The organism is Achromobacter ruhlandii (assembly GCF_002082135.1).
Taxonomy (GTDB): Bacteria; Pseudomonadota; Gammaproteobacteria; order Burkholderiales; family Burkholderiaceae_B; genus Achromobacter; species Achromobacter ruhlandii.
This window is the reverse complement of record NZ_CP017433.1, coordinates 4,921,124-4,937,947: the sequence shown is the minus strand read 5'-3', so window position 1 is coordinate 4,937,947 and position 16,824 is coordinate 4,921,124. Positions and strand designations below refer to the sequence as shown.

Here is a 16,824-nt window from a genome sequence, read left to right as displayed (position 1 = left end):
GGCGTCAACGGCCGGGCAGCGGCAGCGCCATCAGCAATTCGTCGTACAGCGTGCCGTTGACGCACAGCGCTTCCTGCTCGTGGCCGTACTGCTCGAAGCCGAGGCTGGCGTACAACTGACAGGCGGCGGCATTGTTGGCGGTGACGCTCAATTGCACCGTGCGCACGCCGCGCATGGCGGCGGCATGGTCGATGGCCGCCCGCATCAGCAGCCGGGCCAGGCCGCGGCCGCGCCAGGGTGGCGCCACGTAGACGCTCCAGACATGCGCCTTGTGCCGCATCTTCAGTTTGCGCTGCCGGGCCACGCCGATGATGCCGGCCAGCGCGTCTCCGGCGAACACGCCGAACATCGCGCTGTCGTCCGCGGGGGCGATCCAGCCGCGGATGTCTTCCAGTGTCAGCGTGTGTTCCTCTTCGTAACTCGATCCGAATGCTTCCGGCGTCTCGCGCAGGGCGTCCAGGCGCAGCTGGCGTAGCGCCGGGGCATCCTCGGGGGCAAGACGTCGGACCAGCGGGGCGGGAGCGGAATTCACGGGACGGGGCGAGTGTTGGGAATAGGGAACGGTCTGGCCAGTATAGGGGCAGGGGCCGCCTATAATGGGGTCAACGCCGCTCGCGGTTTTCACAAAGGAGCCACTGATGTTCGGTTTCCTCAAGATAAACCAGGACGCCAAGCGCGACGAAGTCCAGGAAGAGTTCGTGGCGCGCGTGGCCACCGCCGCGCAGGATTTCGTCCAGGCAGCCGGATCGGCCGGCACCGGGCTCGACTACTCCCCGTCGAGCGTCCACGCGCTAGACGACGCGCTCGAAGCCGCGCACCTGGGCACGCTGCCCCTGACCCCCATGCAGACCGTTGGCGCGGCCGCCTACCTCTACGAAGTGGCGCGGCGCGCCCATGGCGGCCTGTACGAGGTCTGCGACGACGAGGACCCGGTGGTGCTGGTCTGCGGCGGGCCCGACGCCGAAATCTGCTTCGGCGCCATCGCCAAGGTCGAACGGCGCATCCGCTACGGCGCCGCCGAGGCCATCCCGCCGTACTTCGACCGCTTCCTGGCGGCGCTGGCGGCGGGCCAGGACGTCACCATCCGTTAGGATCGGCCGCCCGGCGCGGGCCGCTTCATGGGGCGGACCGGGGGCGCGGCAGGCCCCTCGTCCGCCACCCGGGTCCGCGCCTCGCGCGGCCCGCTGGCGGCCGCCCTCGGGAAAACCATAGGGCCTGGAGAAAAACGGCCCTACAATTCCGCCATTCCCGCCGCCGGCGGGAACCTCGCGCCCGCCTGTCATCAGACGGTTTTTCACTAGAAGTACACTCGCGTCCGCCAACCCGGTCCGATTCGCCTTGCCCCCAGGAGCGCCTGCATGAAATTCCGCTTCCCCATCTTCATCATCGACGAGGACTACCGTTCCGAGAACGCGTCCGGTCTGGGTATCCGCGCCCTGTCCGCGGCGATCGAGGCCGAGGGCGTCGAGGTGATCGGGGTGACCAGTTACGGCGACCTGAGTTCGTTCGCCCAGCAGCAGAGCCGTGCCAGCGCCTTCATCCTGTCGATCGACGATGAAGAGTTCGACGTGGATTCGCCCGAGGACGTGGCCAGCGCGATCAAGAACCTGCGCACCTTCATCGGCGAACTGCGTTTCCGCAACGCCGACATCCCCATCTACCTGTACGGCGAGACGCGCACCTCGGAACACATTCCGAACGACATCCTGCGCGAACTGCACGGCTTCATCCACATGTTCGAGGACACCCCCGAATTCGTGGCGCGCCACATCATCCGCGAAGCGCGCAGCTATGTGGACAGCCTGCCGCCGCCGTTCTTCCGCGAGCTGGTCAAGTACGCGCAGGATGGCTCCTATTCCTGGCACTGCCCGGGCCACTCTGGCGGCGTGGCATTCCTGAAGAGCCCGGTGGGCCAGATGTTCCACCAGTTCTTCGGCGAGAACATGCTGCGCGCCGACGTCTGCAACGCCGTCGACGAACTGGGCCAACTGCTGGACCACACCGGCCCGGTGGCCGAGTCCGAACTGAACGCGGCGCGCATCTTCCACGCCGACCACTGCTACTTCGTGACCAACGGCACCTCGACCTCGAACAAGGTGGTGTGGCACGCCAACGTCGCCGCCGGCGACGTGGTGGTGGTGGACCGCAACTGCCACAAGTCGATCCTGCACGCCATCACCATGACGGGCGCGATCCCGGTGTTCCTGCGCCCGACGCGCAACCACCTGGGCATCATCGGCCCGATCCCGCTGGAAGAGTTCCATCCGGACAGCATCCGCAAGAAGATCGAGGCCAACCCGTTCGCGCGCGAAGCCGTGAACAAGAACCCGCGCATCCTGACGCTGACGCAGAGCACCTACGACGGCGTGATCTACAACGTCGAGATGATCAAGAAGGAACTGGGCAGCTACGTCGACACGCTGCACTTTGACGAAGCCTGGCTGCCGCACGCCTCGTTCCACGAGTTCTACCAGGACATGCACGCGATCGGCCAGGACCGTCCGCGCAGCAAGGACGCGATGGTGTTCGCCACGCACTCCACGCACAAGCTGCTGGCCGGCATCTCGCAGGCCTCGCAGATCATCGTGCAGGAATCCGAGACCCGCAAGCTGGACCGCAACGTCTTCAACGAAGCCTACCTGATGCACACGTCGACCTCGCCGCAGTACGCGATCATCGCGTCGTGCGACGTGGCCGCCGCCATGATGGAGCCGCCGGGCGGCACCGCGCTGGTCGAGGAGAGCATCCGCGAAGCCATGGACTTCCGCCGCGCCATGCGCAAGGTGGAATCGGAGTTCGGCAAGAACGACTGGTGGTTCAAGGTCTGGGGCCCGAACCGCCTGGTGTCCGAAGGCATCGGCAACCGCGATGAGTGGATCCTGGAGTCGAACGACCACTGGCACGGCTTCGGCGACCTGGCCGAAGGCTTCAACATGCTGGACCCGATCAAGGCCACGGTCATCACGCCGGGGCTGGACATGTCCGGCAGCTTCGGCGAAACCGGGATCCCGGCCGCGCTGGTCTCCAAGTACCTGACCGAGCATGGGGTGGTGGTCGAGAAGACCGGCCTGTATTCGTTCTTCATCCTGTTCACCATCGGCATCACCAAGGGCCGCTGGAACACGCTGCTGACCGCGTTGCAGCAGTTCAAGGACGACTACGACCGCAACCAGCCGCTGTGGCGCATCCTGCCGGACTTCTGCCGCGGCCATCGCCGCTACGAGCGCATGGGCCTGCGCGACCTGTGCCAGCAGATCCACGAGGCCTACCGCGAACGCGACGTGGCCCGCCTGACCACCGAGATGTACCTGAGCGACATGGTGCCGGCGCTCAAGCCGTCCGACGCCTTCGCCCGCATGGCGCACCGCGAGGTCGAGCGCGTGGATATCGACAAGCTGGAAGGCCGCGTCACCGGCGTGCTGCTGACGCCGTATCCTCCGGGCATCCCGCTGCTGATCCCGGGCGAGCGCTTCAACCGCACCATCGTCCAGTACCTGCAGTTCGCGCGCGAGTTCAACGAGCGTTTCCCGGGCTTCGAGACCTACATCCACGGCCTGGCCGACGAAGTGGGGCCGGACGGCGAGAAGCGTTATTACGTTGATTGCCTGATCGAAGACTGATCGGGTCCGGAGTCCTGATGTTCGATGTCGCCGTTCTCGGCGCCGGCGCCGCTGGCATGATGTGTGCCGCGGTCGCCGGTCAGCGCGGCCTGCGCGTGGTGCTGGTGGATCACGCCGAACGGCTGGCCGAGAAGATCCGTATCTCGGGCGGCGGCCGCTGCAACTTCACCAACATCGGCGCGGGGCCCGCCAATTTCCTCTCCGACAACCCGCATTTCTGCCGGTCGGCGTTGTCGGGCTACACCCCGCAGGACTTCCTGGCGCTGCTCAGGCGCCACCGCATCGCCTGGCACGAGAAGCATCGCGGCCAGCTGTTCTGCGACGATTCCAGCGAATCCATCATCGAGATGCTGCGCGCCGAATGCGACGCCGGCGGCGTGCAGTGGCGCATGGGCTGCCAGGTGGCCGAAGTGGCCCGTGGCGAGGCCGGCTTCGAGCTGCGCACCAGCCAGGGCGTGATCCGCGCGGCCAAGCTGGTGGTGGCCACCGGCGGCATGGCGATCCCGCAGTTGGGCGCCACCGATTTTGGCCTGAAGCTGGCGCGCCAGTTCGGCCTGAAGGTGGTCGAGCCGCGGCCGGCGCTGGTGCCGCTGACCTTCGACGCCGCGCACTGGCAGCCGCTGGCCGAGCTGTCCGGCGTGGCGCTGGAGGTCAACCTGGCGACGGGGCAGGGCAAGGCGCGCGGCGAGTTTCTCGAAGACCTGCTGTTCACCCATCGGGGCCTGTCGGGCCCGGCGATCCTGCAGATCTCCAGCTACTGGAAGCCGGGCGAGCCCATCGTCATCGACCTGGCGCCGGGGCGCGACCTGGCGGCCGAACTGCTGGCGGCCAAGTCCGGCAACCGGCAGCAGTTGCACACGGTGCTGGCCGGCCTGTGGCCCAAGCGCCTGGCCGACCGCTGGCTGCAGCTGGCCGAGCAGGGCGGCAAGCCGGGCCTGGCGGCGCTGCGCCTGGCCGATGCGCCCGACAAGACCCTGCGCGCGCTGGCGCAGGACATCCACCAATGGACCCTGGTGCCCAGCGGCACCGCCGGCTACAAGAAGGCCGAGGTCATGCGCGGCGGGGTCGATACGCGCGGGCTGGACCAGAAATCGATGCAGGCCCGCGCCACGCCCGGCCTGTACTTCATCGGCGAAACCGTGGACGTCACCGGCTGGCTGGGCGGCTACAACTTCCAGTGGGCCTGGGCCTCCGGCGTGGCCTGCGGCAAGGCGCTCTAGCCGTTCCGGGCGCTGCCCGCGTGCCCCGCGCTCCGGCCACATTCCTTCCCGGGCGCGACGCCCGCTTTGTCCAACGCTTTTCCCGCCGCCGGCGCGGGCACGCTTCGTGCTGCTCGCCCAGGGCTGTCCGGCCCATAGCCTGCCTGCATGACAGGCATTGCAACGTTATCGTTGTCGTATCAAATAAAAATACCTATCATTTGTATTTTCAAAAATAAGACGCTCGCCATCGTCGGCGGCGTTGCCCGACGGAGATCGCCTTGGCCTACACCCTGCCGCCCCTGCCTTACGCCTACGACGCGCTTGAACCGCACATCGATGCGCTGACGATGGAGATCCACCACGGCAAGCATCACCAGACCTACGTCAACAACCTGAACGCCGCGCTGGAAGGCGCCGGCATCGCCGCCGACGAGCCGGTCGACGCCCTGGTGGCGCGCATCGACCAGTTGCCCGAGGCGATCCGCGGCGCGGTGCGCAACAACGGCGGCGGGCATGCCAATCACAGCCTGTTCTGGGCGGTCATGTCGCCGCGCGGCGGCGGCGAGCCCGACGGCGCGCTGGCCCGCGCCATCGATGCCGAGCTGGGCGGCCAGGCAGCCTTCCGCGATGCCTTCACCAAGGCCGCGCTGACGCGCTTCGGCAGCGGCTGGGCCTGGCTCAGCGTGACGCCGGACGGCAAGCTGGCAGTGGAAAGCAGCGCCAACCAGGATAGCCCGCTGATGCAGGGCAACACGCCGATCCTGGGGCTGGACGTGTGGGAGCACGCCTACTACCTCAAGTACCAGAACCGCCGTCCGGAATACATCGGCGCCTTCTACAATGTGATCGATTGGTCCGAGGTGGCGCGCCGCTACGCCGCCGCCGTGGGCTGAGCCGGCATTGCGCGGGGGCAGTGGACCATGAACACCTTCAGCCGTCATCGCATCCGGCCCGCGGCCACCAGCGTCAGCGTCTGGACGCTGGCGGTGCTGGTCGCCTGCCTGGGCCTGCACCAGGCGTGGGTCTATTTCGATGCCAATGCGCCGCACGTGGCCGACGCGCTGCTGGGCGGCATGGTCGCCGCCGGCGCCACCGCGGCGGGCACGCTGCCGATCCTGTTCGCGCGCACCATCCCCCAGAAGATGCAGGACAGCATGTTCGGCTTCGGCGCCGGCGTGATGCTGGCGGCCAGCGCGTTCTCGCTGGTGGCGCCTGGCATCGCGGCGGCCGAGTCGCAGGGCGCCGGCCCCTGGGGCGCGGGCCTGACGGTGGGCGCCGCCATCCTGCTGGGCGCGGCGGCGCTGCTGCTGATGGACCGGCTGTTGCCGCACGAGCATTTCATCAAGGGCCGCGAGGGCATCGAGGCGCACCGCCTGCGCCGCGCCTGGCTGTTCGTCTTCGCCATTACGCTGCACAACCTGCCCGAAGGCCTGGCCATCGGCGTCGGCTACGCCGGCAACGATCCGCTGCGGGGCACCGCGCTGGCCACCGGTATCGCCATCCAGGACATCCCCGAAGGATTGGTGGTGGCGGTGGCGCTGATCGCCGCGGGCTACAAGCGCGCGTTCGCGGTGGCGCTGGGCATGCTGTCGGGCCTGGTCGAGCCGGTCGGCGCGGTGCTGGGCGCGGTGGTGGTGGGCTGGTCGGCGGCGTTGCTGCCGTGGGGCTTGGGCTTTGCCGCCGGCGCCATGCTGTTCGTGATCAGCCACGAGATCATCCCCGAGTCGCACCGCAAGGGGCACGAGGTCTACGCCACCTGCGGCCTGATGCTGGGCTTCGTGCTGATGATGCTGCTGGACACCGCGCTGGGCTGACACGGGCGCGGCGCGGCGACCGGCCAGCGTTCACGGATCAACAACGCAATCGCGTTTCGCGGTATGCTTTCGGCGCTGTCACGCATGTTGCGGGAGAGAGCGGCCGTACGCGGCTGCCGCCGAAGGCGCAATTCGCCCGGAATCGCTCAGGTATCCCATACCGCGCATGCTTGCCCTGTCCCGGTTTTCACCGCGCGGACGCGGCAAAGCAGCACTCTGGAGAGACCTGGCGCCGCTGCCCAATCAGGGACATAGCGAGCAGCCCAGGCGCCGAAGGTGCAAACCCGCCACGCGGGGCAACTCTCAGGCAAAAGGACAGAGGGGCGGAAGATTCAGCCGTCGCGTGGGCGCATCCCGTCCGCCGGCGGCATTCCGTAACCCTGGCAACACTGCCGCTCCGGAGTACCCGCGCATGTCCGCACCCCTCAAACGCACCCCGCTGGCCGACGAACATATCGCCTCCGGCGCCCGCATGGTCGATTTCGGCGGCTGGGACATGCCCCTGGCCTACGGCTCCCAACTGGAGGAGCACCACGCGGTGCGCCAGGACGCCGGCATGTTCGACGTCTCGCACATGCTCAACGCCGATATAACCGGCCCCGACGCCTACGCCTTCCTGCAGCGCCTGGTGGCTAACGACGTGGCCAAGCTGACCGTGCCCGGCAAGGCGCTCTACACCTGCATGCTGAACCCGCAGGGCGGCGTCATCGACGATCTGATCGTGTATTTCTTCGCCGCGGATGAATGGCGCGTGGTGGTCAACGCCGGCACCGCCGACGAGGACATGGCCTGGATGCAGCGCGTCAGGCAGGCCGGCAAGTTCGACGTCACCATCACGCCGCGCCGCGACCTGGCCATGATCGCCGTGCAGGGCCCCAACGCCCGCGCCAAGGTCTGGGCCGCGCGCCCCGCCTGGCAGGCCGCCAGCGAGCCGCTGACCCCGTTCGTGGCCGCCCGCGTCGGCGACGACACCCTGGTCGCGCGCACCGGCTACACCGGCGAAGACGGCTTCGAGATCGTGCTGCCCGCCGCCGAGGCGGTGCAACTGTGGCGCGACCTGGCGGCCCAGGGCGTGCGCCCGGCCGGCCTGGGCGCGCGCGACACGCTGCGCCTGGAAGCCGGCATGAACCTCTACGGCCAGGACATGGACGAACTGACCCAGCCCGGCGAAGCCGCGCTGACCTGGACGGTGTCCCTGAAGAACCCCGAGCGCCGCTTCATCGGCCGCGACGCGCTGGAGCAGTTCGCCACGCCCGCCGCGTTCGTCGGCCTGAAGCTGCAGGAACGCGGCGTGATGCGCGCCCACATGGCGGTGCGCACCAAGAACGGCACGGGCGAACTCACCAGCGGCACCATGTCGCCGACGCTGGGCGTGTCGATCGGCTTTGCCCGCCTGCCGCAAGGCGTGGTCGCGGGCGACACGGTCGAGGTCGACATCCGCGGCAAGTGGGTGCCCGCCCTGGTCTGCAAGCTGCCGTTTGTCCGTAACGGCAAAGCCGTCGAACACTCGTAAACTCGAAGCTTCGCGCCGCTGGCCGGGCCCTCGGGGCAGGCCGCCGGCGCGAGGCGCGCAACACCATTTCCCTATCCGAATCCCCCAGGAGTTCCCATGAGTCTGCCCACCGATCGCAAGTACACCGAGTCCCATGAATGGGTCAAAGCCGAAGGCGACGTGTTCGTCGTCGGCATCACCGATACCGCCCAGGACCAGCTGGGTGACCTGGTCTTCGTCGGCGACGTCAAGGTCGGCGCCAAGCTGAACGCGGGCGAGACCGCCGGCGTGGTCGAGTCGGTCAAGGCCGCCTCCGACATCTACGCGCCCGTGGCCGGCGAAATCGTCGCCTTCAACGACGAGCTGGAAAGCAACCCCAACCTGATCAACGAATCGGCCTTCACCGCCTGGATCTTCAAGATCAAGCCGGTCAACGCCGCCGATGCCGACAAGCTGCTGGACGCCGCCGGCTACGAAGCCGTCGCCAACGGCTAAGCCCGTCAGGGCGGGCGCGGCGCTGGCGCCGCCGCCCGTCCATGCATCACCGTCCGTCCCTCCCGACGACACCGCCATCCCGAGATCCCCCATGTCGCGCGCCCTAGACACCCACACCGACTTCATCCCCCGCCACATCGGCCCCTCCGACGCCGACCAGGCCGCCATGCTCGCCGCCATCGGCAGCCCCAGCCTGGACGCCCTGATCGAAGAAGTCGTGCCGCCCAAGATCCGCAGCCAGGCGCCGCTGGCGCTGCCGCCGTCGCGCAGCGAAGCCGACGTGCTGGCCGAACTGAAGCAGATCGCCGGCCGCAACAAGGTCTTCCGCAACTACATCGGCCAGGGGTACTACGGCACGCAGACGCCCAACGTGGTGTTGCGCAACATTCTCGAGAATCCCGCCTGGTACACGGCCTACACGCCGTACCAGCCCGAGATCTCGCAGGGCCGCCTGGAGGCCCTGCTGAACTACCAGACCATGGTTGCCGACCTGACCGGGCTGGACATCTCCAACGCCTCGCTGCTCGATGAAAGCACCGCCGCCGCCGAAGCCATGACGCTGGCGCGCCGCGGCGCCAAGTCGCAGAGCCCGGTGTTCTTCATCTCGCGCCACGTGCATCCGCAGACCATCGAAGTCGTGCGCACCCGCGCCGAGGGCCTGGACATCGAGATCGCCATCGGCGACGAGGCCGACGGCCTGCCGGAGTGCTTCGGCGTGCTGCTGCAGTACCCGCACAGCACCGGCTCGGTGGCCGACTACCGCAAGCTGGCCGAGGCCGCCCACGCGCAGGGCGCGGTGGTGGCCGTGGCCACCGACCTGCTGGCGCTGGCCCTGCTGGCCGCGCCGGGCGAGTGGGGCGCGGATATCGCCATCGGTTCGGCCCAGCGCTTCGGCGTGCCGTTTGGTTTCGGCGGCCCGCACGCCGGCTTCATGGCCTGCAAGGACGCCTTCAAGCGCAACATGGCCGGCCGCCTGGTGGGCGTGTCCAAGGACGCCCAGGGCAACCCGGCGATGCGCCTGGCGCTGCAGACGCGCGAACAGCACATCCGCCGCGAGAAGGCCACCTCGAACATCTGCACCGCGCAGGTGCTGCTGGCCGTGATGGCCGGCATGTACGCAGTCTGGCACGGCCCGGCCGGCATCCGCCGCATCGCCGAGCGCGTGCAGCGCTACACCGCCATCCTGCGCGCCGAACTCGGCAAGCTGGGCATCAAGGTCGCCAACGACACCTTCTTCGACACGCTGCTGCTGGAAACCGGCCCGGCCACGCCCGCCATCATCACGGCGGCCGAGTGCGAGCACATCAACCTGCGCCGTGTCGACGGCGCGCGCCTGGCCGTGTCGCTGGACGAGACCGTCACCGCCGCCGACCTGCAGGCGCTGGTGAACGTGTTCGCCGCCGGCCTGGAACGCGACGACGTCGAACTGGACATCGAGGCGCTGGACGCCAAGGCGGCCGGCGGCATCCCCGCCGCGGTGGCGCGTGAAAGCGCCATCCTCAAGCATCCGGTGTTCTCCAGCGTGCAATCGGAAACCGACATGCTGCGCTACCTGCGCAAGCTGGCCGACAAGGACCTGGCGCTGGACCGCACCATGATCCCGCTGGGCTCCTGCACCATGAAGCTGAACGCCACGGCCGAGATGATCCCCATCACCTGGCCCGAGTTCGCGCTGGTGCACCCGTTCGCGCCCGCCTCGCAGAGCAAGGGCTACGACGAGCTGATCACGCGCCTGTCGGCCGCGCTGTGCGAAATCACCGGCTACGACAACATCAGCCTGCAACCCAACTCGGGCGCGCAGGGCGAATACGCCGGCCTGCTGGCAATTCGCGGCTACCACCAGGCCAACGGCCAGCACCAGCGCAACGTCTGCCTGATCCCGTCGTCGGCCCACGGCACCAACCCCGCGTCGGCGCAGCTGGCCGGCATGGACGTGGTGGTGGTGGCCTCCGACGCCAACGGCAACGTCGACCTGGGCGACCTGCGCGCCAAGATCGAACAGGTCGGCGACAAGCTGGCCGCGCTGATGATCACCTACCCGTCCACGCACGGCGTGTTCGAGGAAGCCGTGACCGAGATCTGCGACCTGGTGCACCAGGCCGGCGGCCAGGTGTACCTGGACGGCGCCAACATGAACGCCATGGTCGGCGTGGCCAAGCCGGGCAAGTTCGGCTCGGACGTGTCGCACCTGAACCTGCACAAGACCTTCTGCATCCCGCACGGCGGCGGCGGCCCGGGCGTCGGCCCGGTGGCGGTGCGCGCGCACCTCGCGCCGTACCTGCCCGGCGTGGTGAACGAGCAGGGCAAGCTGCCCGGCGAAGCCAAGGTTGGCCCGGTCTCGGCCGCGCCGTTCGGTTCGGCCGGCATCCTGCCGATCCCGTTCGTGTATATCGCGCTGATGGGCGCCGACGGCCTGCGCCGCGCCACCGAAGTCGCGATCCTGAACGCCAACTACATCGCCACCCGCCTGCGCGGCCACTACCCGGTGCTGTACGCGGGCCGCAACGGCCGCGTGGCGCACGAGTGCATCCTGGACGTGCGTCCGCTCAAGGAAACCAGCGGCATCAGCGCCGAGGACATCGCCAAGCGCCTGATGGACTACGGCTTCCATGCCCCCACCATGAGCTTCCCGGTGGCCGGCACGCTGATGGTCGAGCCGACCGAATCCGAAGGCGTGGCCGAGCTGGACCGCTTCATCGAGGCGATGATCTCGATCCGCGAGGAAATCGCCCAGGTCGAGCGCGGCGAACGCGATCGCGAGGACAACGTCCTGAAGAACGCGCCGCACACCGCGCAGATGCTGCTGGCCGAGGAATGGCTGCACGACTACCCGCGCCAACAGGCCGCCTACCCGGTGGCGTCGCTGCGCGAGGCCAAGTACTGGCCGCCGGTGGCGCGCGTGGACAACGCCTATGGCGACCGCAATCTGGTGTGCGCCTGCCTGCCGGTCGAAGCCTACGCCTGATGCCGCGTGACGGCCCGCCCCTTGGGGCGGGTCATCGAGGCTTGCCTGGCGACAGGCAAAAAAAACCCCCATCGCACGATGGGGGTTTTGCTTTTGCGCGGCCGTCTTACTTCCTGGCCGGCGCCGCCGACATCGCGGTGGCGAATTCCTCGGTGATGCTGAAGTAGGTGTTCAGCAGGATCTGCAGGTTCTTCTTGCCAATGCCGCCTTCGGCGTTCATGTCCATCTGCAGCACGGCCTGGTTCTTGTCGTCCAGGTAGGCGCGGGTCCAGCGGTATTCCTGGTTCCAGGCGTTGATGGCCTTGAGCGTGGCCGGCTTTTTGCTGGCGTAGGTGGCGGTGGCGACCAGGTCGTAGCACTTCTCGGAGAAGTCATTGCACAGGAATTCCAGGCGCAGGTCGGTGGCGCCGGAATTGCTGGCGTCCAGGATCAGCACCGGGCCGTCGTCGCCGTCGGTCTTGCGGGTGGTGTAGCCCATGTCTTCCAGCATGTGGACGACCATGTCGACGTCGAACTCATTGACCACGTCGGCGTTGCTGGTCGCGGCCATCTCGTCGTCCATGGCGGTGGCGCCGGCGGCCGGCTCGGTTTCTTCCTCGTCATCGTCCATCGCGCTGTTCATGCCGGTCGCGCCCAGCAGGCCCGAGAACATTTCGTCGGCGGGAATCTTCTTGCCGTTCAGGTCGCCCATGCCGTCGGCGAAGTGGAACTTGCCCACGATGTTGTCGCCGTCGTTCTTGCCGACGTTGAACATCTCGGCCATGCCGGACATGCTGCGGATGTTGTCGGCGGCCTCGGCTTCGGCCTTGTCGGCGGGCATGCCGTCCTTCTTGATGGCGTACTGCACCATCAGGTCCTGCACCATCGGCTTGGAGATCACCAGCGTGGCGTCGATCTGCTTGATGGCCTTGACCACGATTTCCTGCGGCGTCAGGTCCTTGACGTTGGGAGGATTGGCCAGGTCCAGCGTGACGTTCAGCTTGCTTTCGCCCTTGACGGTCTTCCAGCTGATCGGGTCGATGCTGAACGAAGGGTTGCCGGCCAGCAGCTTGCCGGCGTTATCCAGCAGCACCTGGAACTGTTCGTCGTTCAAGCCCTCGTCGTGGGCATCGGCCATGTATTGGCGCATCAGCTGGTTGTAGGTATCGGACAGCTGCTTGACCGCGGCGCCGTCCAGCCGGGCCAGCTTGATGACGGCCTGGCCGTTGCCCAGCGGCACGTCGTTGACGTTGATGTCGCCGGTCTGGTAGGCGGCCTGGATGTTGATGTTCTTGTCGTCCTCGGCCAGCTTGACGGTGTAGCTGAAGTTGTCGAGGATCACCTTGGCGTCGGCGTCCGGCTTGATGACTTCGATGCGCTTGATCTTGATGCCCGAGTCGCCGACCGACAGGCCGAACTTGCCCATGCGGCTGTCGACGTCCATGGTCAGGCCGGACATCGCCATCTTGATCGGATCGCTGCCCTTGGTGCCGTCCACCGCCAGGGTGTCGGTCTTGGCATTGGCGGTGATGGCGGCCAGGCCGCGGTCGAACGTGCCGGTGATTTCCATGCCGCTGAAATCGACCGAATTGCCTTCATGCGCCACCTTCACCGGCGCGATGCGGGCGGTCGCTGCCGTGCTGCCGCCAAAGCTGACCATGGCATCGGTGACCAGGGGCGAGACGTCCTTGGTCAGCTCGAACACCGGCTTGACGTTGTCCGTCTTGGCCATTTCGGTGTGGACGAAAGCCAGCTTGGGCGCGATGGCGCCGCGCGCCAGCGCGCTCTTGGGGAACGGGCCGTGTTCGATGCGGGCGTCGAATTCCAGCATGCCGTCCGGCATGTCGCTCAGACTCTTGTCGCTCTTGACGAACGACACGCCGTAGCGCGCCTGCGTCGAGAACAGGCCACGCTCGTATTTGATCTGGTCGATGCGCAGGCCGAACAAAGGCGTGATCTTGGCCAGCTTCTCGTTGGCCTCGGCCAGGCGACGCTGGGCGCCTTCCTCGATGCGCTTGCCGGTGTACCACGTGGCACCGACCCAGCTTCCCGCTCCCACTATGACCACCGCGAGGGTGATCGCTACGCTCTTTTTCATCGTTTTGCTTTGTCGTTGATTGTCGAGTCTCGTCCCAGCGGCGCGACGCCATTGCTGGGCGCGGGCGGCAGGACGCGTTCATCGGCCTGTCAGGACCCGCGGCGAGTATACCGAGGCGGGGTGGCCTCTTGCCGCGCGCCCGGTTACCGAAGATTTCAAAATGAAAGCCGGCGCCCTCGGGCGCCGGCCATATTGTCGACAAACCCCGATTTACAGCGGGTCGAGCGGGTAGATCGGCCGGCGCACGTGCTTGAAGTCAAGCTGGCCGTAGTCGGAGGTGGTGACGCCCACGCCGGTGCACTCGATGATCTCGGTGGCCATTTCGGAGAAGCCGGCGCGCCAGTGGACCCGGCTCTTGAGCACCACATAGCGCTTTTGCAGCGGATCGATGCCGGCCGACAGCAGGCAATTGATGTCGAAGGGTTCCTGGTGCCGCGATACCACCACGATCTCGACCCGTCCGGTATCGATCACCACCGTCAGGCCGGTGTCGTTGCGCACGCCACGGTACATGGGGCCGCGGTTCAGGTAGACGCCGTCGAACACCAGCTTGACGCGGCCCGTCACGGTCAGCGGTTCGCCGCGGCGATTGATGGCGGGCATGTCGACCTTGCCCCCCAGCGGCAGCGTGACGGTGCTGCCCACGCCCGCCGTGGCCGCCTCGCGCGCCGCCTGGGGATCGCAGATGGCGTAGAACACCACGTTGTCCAGTTCCTGGCGCAGCACCTCGGCCAGCACCGCGGTGGTGTCCATGGTGCCCCCGGAGCCGGTGTTGTCGTAGTGGTCCAGCAGCACCACCGGTCCCTGCTCGATGGCCTTGGCCCGGGCAATGGTGGGCGCCAGCGGCTCGGAATGGAACACCCATTTCGCGCGGTCGTTCCAGGCGCGGTCCAGCAGCTCGTCGCGGTATTGCTCCGCCTGGGCCAGGTTGGCGTCCGTACAGACCACGGCGCTCAGGCCGGCCTCGCGGATGTCGGCGTGGGGGAAACCCACGAACACCGAGGCCGCCAGCACGCCGTCGGCCTCCAGCTGGCGGCAGCGTTCCTGCAGCGACTTGTTGGGATCGGCGTGGGTGCCCTGGCACATGACGTGCGGCAGCATGGGCTTGCCGCCCCAGGTCATCACGGGTTTGATCTCGCCCTTGAGCGTGCGCACGATGACGTTGGCCGCGCGCACGCCGGCCTCGCGGATGTCGACGTGCGGATAGGTATGGAAGCCGCTGATGACGGTGGCGTTGTCGACGATGTCGGCGTAGATGTTGGCGTGCATGTCCAGCGTCACCGCCACCGGCGTGTTGGGATCGATCTCGCGCAGGCGGCGCAGCAGGTCGCCCTCGGCGTCTTCCACGCCTTCGGCGACCATGGCGCCGTGCAGGTCCAGCAGGATGGCGTCGTAGCCGCCCTTGCGGACCTCGTCCAGCACCCGCTTGCACAACAGCTCGTGGGTCTCGGCGCTGGCCGGGCCGCTGGGCCAGGACTCGGCGGCCACCGGCACCACGATCTCGGCGCCGACGCGGCGCGCCACCTCGATGTAGCCGCCCAGGCCGCTGTCGGTGTTCTCGTAGGCGCGGATGGCGCGGTCGCCGGCCAGGATTTCAGGATTGCCGCGGAAAAAGCGCGCGAGCGGGGTCGGCACGGGCGAGAAGGTGTTCGTCTCGTGCTTGATCATTGCCAGAAGCCAACGCATGGAAATTCCTGTGGGTTGCCAAAGGGGAAGGGGAGCGGGGCGGCGTCAGGCCCGGGGCGGTTGCGGCCAGGGCTGCTGGGCCGGGCGCATGCGTTCCCAGGCGCGGGCCACGCGCAGCACGCCCAGATCGTCGAAGCGCGCGCCGGCGATCTGCAGGCCGATCGGCAGGCCCGACTTGGTATAGCCGCAATTGACCGAGGCGGCCGGCTGCTCGCTCATGTTGTAGGGCAGGGTGTAGCCGATGTGGTGCATGGTCGTGGCGACTTCGTTGGTGGGCGCGGCCCACTCGGCGTTGTAGGCCACCACCGGCGCCACCGGCGACAGCACGTAGTCGTAGGGGGCGGTGGCGGCAACGGTCCTGGCGCGCACGTTGAGGGTTTCGTAGTAGCTGCGGAACACGGCCTCGCCGGATTGGCCGCCGCCGCTTTCGGCCCAGGCGCGGATGAACGGCAGGATCTTGTCGCGGCGCGCTTGCGGCAGGGCCCCCAGGTCAATGGCCGAGCGGGTGCGCCAGAAACGGTCGACGCCGTCCAGCATCTCCGGCGTCATCCACGGCTTGAGCGGCGTGACGATGGCGCCGGCCGACTCGAACAGTCGGGCCGCGGCTTCGACGGCGGCGCGGATCTCCGGGTCCAGCGGCAGGCCGCAGCCGGCCTCCAGTTGCAGGCCGATGCGCAGGCCGCGCACGTCGGCATCCAGGTTGAGCCAGTCGAAGTCCTGGAACGGCAGGCTCATGTGGTCGCGCGCGTCGGGTTGCGACAGCACGCCCATCATCAGCGCGGCGTCAGCGATGTCGCGCGTCATGGGGCCGGCGCAGCGGCCCATGAAGGGCGGGTCGATGGGAATGCGGCCCAGGCTGGGCTTGAGCGTGGCGATGCCGCACCAGGCCGCCGGCAGGCGCACCGAGCCGCCGATGTCGGTGCCGATGTGCAGCGGGCCGTAGCCCGCCGCCGCCGCCGCCCCGGCGCCGGCGCTGGAGCCGCCCGGGTTTTTGCTCAGGTCCCAGGGGTTGCGCGTCAGCGCATGGAAACTCGACAGTCCCGAGGACAGCATGCCGTAGTCGGGCATGGTGGTCTTGCCCAGCACTACCGCGCCAGCCTCGCGCATGCGCGCCGCCGGCGGGGCGTCGGCCGCGGCCGGCGTCAGGTCGGTGGCGGCGGTGCCAAGCGGCACCGGCACGCCGCGGGTGGCGATGTTTTCCTTGATGGTGGCGGGCACGCCGTCCAGCGAGTAGCCGCCGCAAGCCTGCGGCTCGCCCTTCATCCAGCGCGCCTCGGAAGCGCGCGCCTGCGCCAGCGCCTGGTCGGGATCGAGCGCATAGGTGGCGTGGATGTGCGGTTCCCAGCGCGCGATGTGGTCGAGCACCGAGCGGGTCGCCTCGACCGGCGACAGGGTCTTGTTGCGATAGGCGGCCAGCAGTTCCTGGGCCGAGAGTTCATGCGGTTGCGACATGGCGGGTTCCGATTGCGTGGG

Annotated in this window: 12 protein-coding genes and 2 riboswitches; of the genes, 8 read left to right on the top strand and 4 right to left on the bottom strand. The window is 68.1% G+C overall.

All coding sequences use genetic code 11. The features are described 5' to 3' along the window. Positions 1-4: 4 nt before the first annotated feature. Positions 5-532, bottom strand: coding sequence for a GNAT family N-acetyltransferase (locus AruCF_RS22350; protein WP_366617138.1), 528 nt, complete (start codon positions 530-532; stop codon positions 5-7). Between the two features lie 106 nt (positions 533-638). Here AruCF_RS22350 and AruCF_RS22345 point away from each other — a divergent pair, with 106 nt between their 5' ends. From AruCF_RS22345 to gcvP, 8 genes are all read left to right on the top strand, one after another. Beyond that, the gene (locus AruCF_RS22345; RefSeq protein WP_049076250.1) at positions 639-1,091 is read left to right on the top strand and encodes a hypothetical protein; all 453 of its coding nucleotides are present in this window, start codon (positions 639-641) and stop codon (positions 1,089-1,091) included. A 267-nt stretch (positions 1,092-1,358) separates the two neighbouring features. Further along, positions 1,359-3,620 (top strand): arginine/lysine/ornithine decarboxylase, encoded by a 2,262-nt coding sequence (locus tag AruCF_RS22340; RefSeq protein WP_049076248.1) that lies wholly within the window; start codon positions 1,359-1,361, stop codon positions 3,618-3,620. A gap of 17 nt (positions 3,621-3,637) precedes the next feature. After that, positions 3,638-4,840 (top strand): BaiN/RdsA family NAD(P)/FAD-dependent oxidoreductase, encoded by a 1,203-nt coding sequence (locus AruCF_RS22335; protein WP_049076246.1) that lies wholly within the window; start codon positions 3,638-3,640, stop codon positions 4,838-4,840. 260 nt (positions 4,841-5,100) lie between these two features. Beyond that, the gene (locus AruCF_RS22330) at positions 5,101-5,715 is read left to right on the top strand and encodes a superoxide dismutase (RefSeq protein ID WP_049076245.1); all 615 of its coding nucleotides are present in this window, start codon (positions 5,101-5,103) and stop codon (positions 5,713-5,715) included. 27 nt (positions 5,716-5,742) lie between these two features. Then, a complete protein-coding gene (locus tag AruCF_RS22325; RefSeq protein ID WP_049076242.1) occupies positions 5,743-6,636 on the top strand; it encodes a ZIP family metal transporter in 894 nt (297 codons plus the stop codon). Positions 6,637-6,716: 80 nt separating this feature from the next. Continuing rightward, a riboswitch (glycine riboswitch) is annotated at positions 6,717-6,809 on the top strand. A gap of 33 nt (positions 6,810-6,842) precedes the next feature. Continuing rightward, positions 6,843-6,965, top strand: a riboswitch (glycine riboswitch). A gap of 83 nt (positions 6,966-7,048) precedes the next feature. Next, positions 7,049-8,149, top strand: coding sequence for a glycine cleavage system aminomethyltransferase GcvT (gcvT, locus tag AruCF_RS22320; protein ID WP_049076240.1), 1,101 nt, complete (start codon positions 7,049-7,051; stop codon positions 8,147-8,149). A 96-nt stretch (positions 8,150-8,245) separates the two neighbouring features. After that, the gene (gene gcvH, locus AruCF_RS22315; protein ID WP_006385867.1) at positions 8,246-8,623 is read left to right on the top strand and encodes a glycine cleavage system protein GcvH; all 378 of its coding nucleotides are present in this window, start codon (positions 8,246-8,248) and stop codon (positions 8,621-8,623) included. A gap of 91 nt (positions 8,624-8,714) precedes the next feature. Then, positions 8,715-11,588 (top strand): aminomethyl-transferring glycine dehydrogenase, encoded by a 2,874-nt coding sequence (gcvP, locus tag AruCF_RS22310; RefSeq protein ID WP_049076238.1) that lies wholly within the window; start codon positions 8,715-8,717, stop codon positions 11,586-11,588. A 106-nt stretch (positions 11,589-11,694) separates the two neighbouring features. Here the strand turns inward: gcvP and AruCF_RS22305 are convergent, their stop codons facing one another. From AruCF_RS22305 to AruCF_RS22295, 3 genes are all read right to left on the bottom strand, one after another. Further along, positions 11,695-13,665, bottom strand: coding sequence for a DUF945 family protein (locus AruCF_RS22305; RefSeq protein WP_049076236.1), 1,971 nt, complete (start codon positions 13,663-13,665; stop codon positions 11,695-11,697). A gap of 210 nt (positions 13,666-13,875) precedes the next feature. After that, on the bottom strand, positions 13,876-15,351 hold the full coding sequence (locus AruCF_RS22300) for a M81 family metallopeptidase (RefSeq protein WP_049076234.1): 1,476 nt from the start codon (positions 15,349-15,351) through the stop codon (positions 13,876-13,878). 45 nt (positions 15,352-15,396) lie between these two features. Continuing rightward, positions 15,397-16,803: an amidase gene (locus AruCF_RS22295; protein WP_049076232.1), complete on the bottom strand. Its 1,407-nt coding sequence runs from the start codon at positions 16,801-16,803 to the stop codon at positions 15,397-15,399. Positions 16,804-16,824: the final 21 nt, after the last annotated feature.

Bases quoted from the DNA above. Each gene is read 5' to 3' on its own strand.
- AruCF_RS22305 (WP_049076236.1), bottom strand. From the start codon at position 13,665: ATGAAAAAGAGCGTAGCGATCACCCTCGCGGTGGTCATAGTGGGAGCG.
- gcvH (WP_006385867.1), top strand. From the start codon at position 8,246: ATGAGTCTGCCCACCGATCGCAAGTACACCGAGTCCCATGAATGGGTC.
- AruCF_RS22340 (WP_049076248.1), top strand. From the start codon at position 1,359: ATGAAATTCCGCTTCCCCATCTTCATCATCGACGAGGACTACCGTTCC.
- gcvP (WP_049076238.1), top strand. From the start codon at position 8,715: ATGTCGCGCGCCCTAGACACCCACACCGACTTCATCCCCCGCCACATC.
- AruCF_RS22325 (WP_049076242.1), top strand. From the start codon at position 5,743: ATGAACACCTTCAGCCGTCATCGCATCCGGCCCGCGGCCACCAGCGTC.
- gcvT (WP_049076240.1), top strand. From the start codon at position 7,049: ATGTCCGCACCCCTCAAACGCACCCCGCTGGCCGACGAACATATCGCC.
- AruCF_RS22335 (WP_049076246.1), top strand. From the start codon at position 3,638: ATGTTCGATGTCGCCGTTCTCGGCGCCGGCGCCGCTGGCATGATGTGT.
- AruCF_RS22345 (WP_049076250.1), top strand. From the start codon at position 639: ATGTTCGGTTTCCTCAAGATAAACCAGGACGCCAAGCGCGACGAAGTC.
- AruCF_RS22300 (WP_049076234.1), bottom strand. From the start codon at position 15,351: ATGCGTTGGCTTCTGGCAATGATCAAGCACGAGACGAACACCTTCTCG.
- AruCF_RS22295 (WP_049076232.1), bottom strand. From the start codon at position 16,803: ATGTCGCAACCGCATGAACTCTCGGCCCAGGAACTGCTGGCCGCCTAT.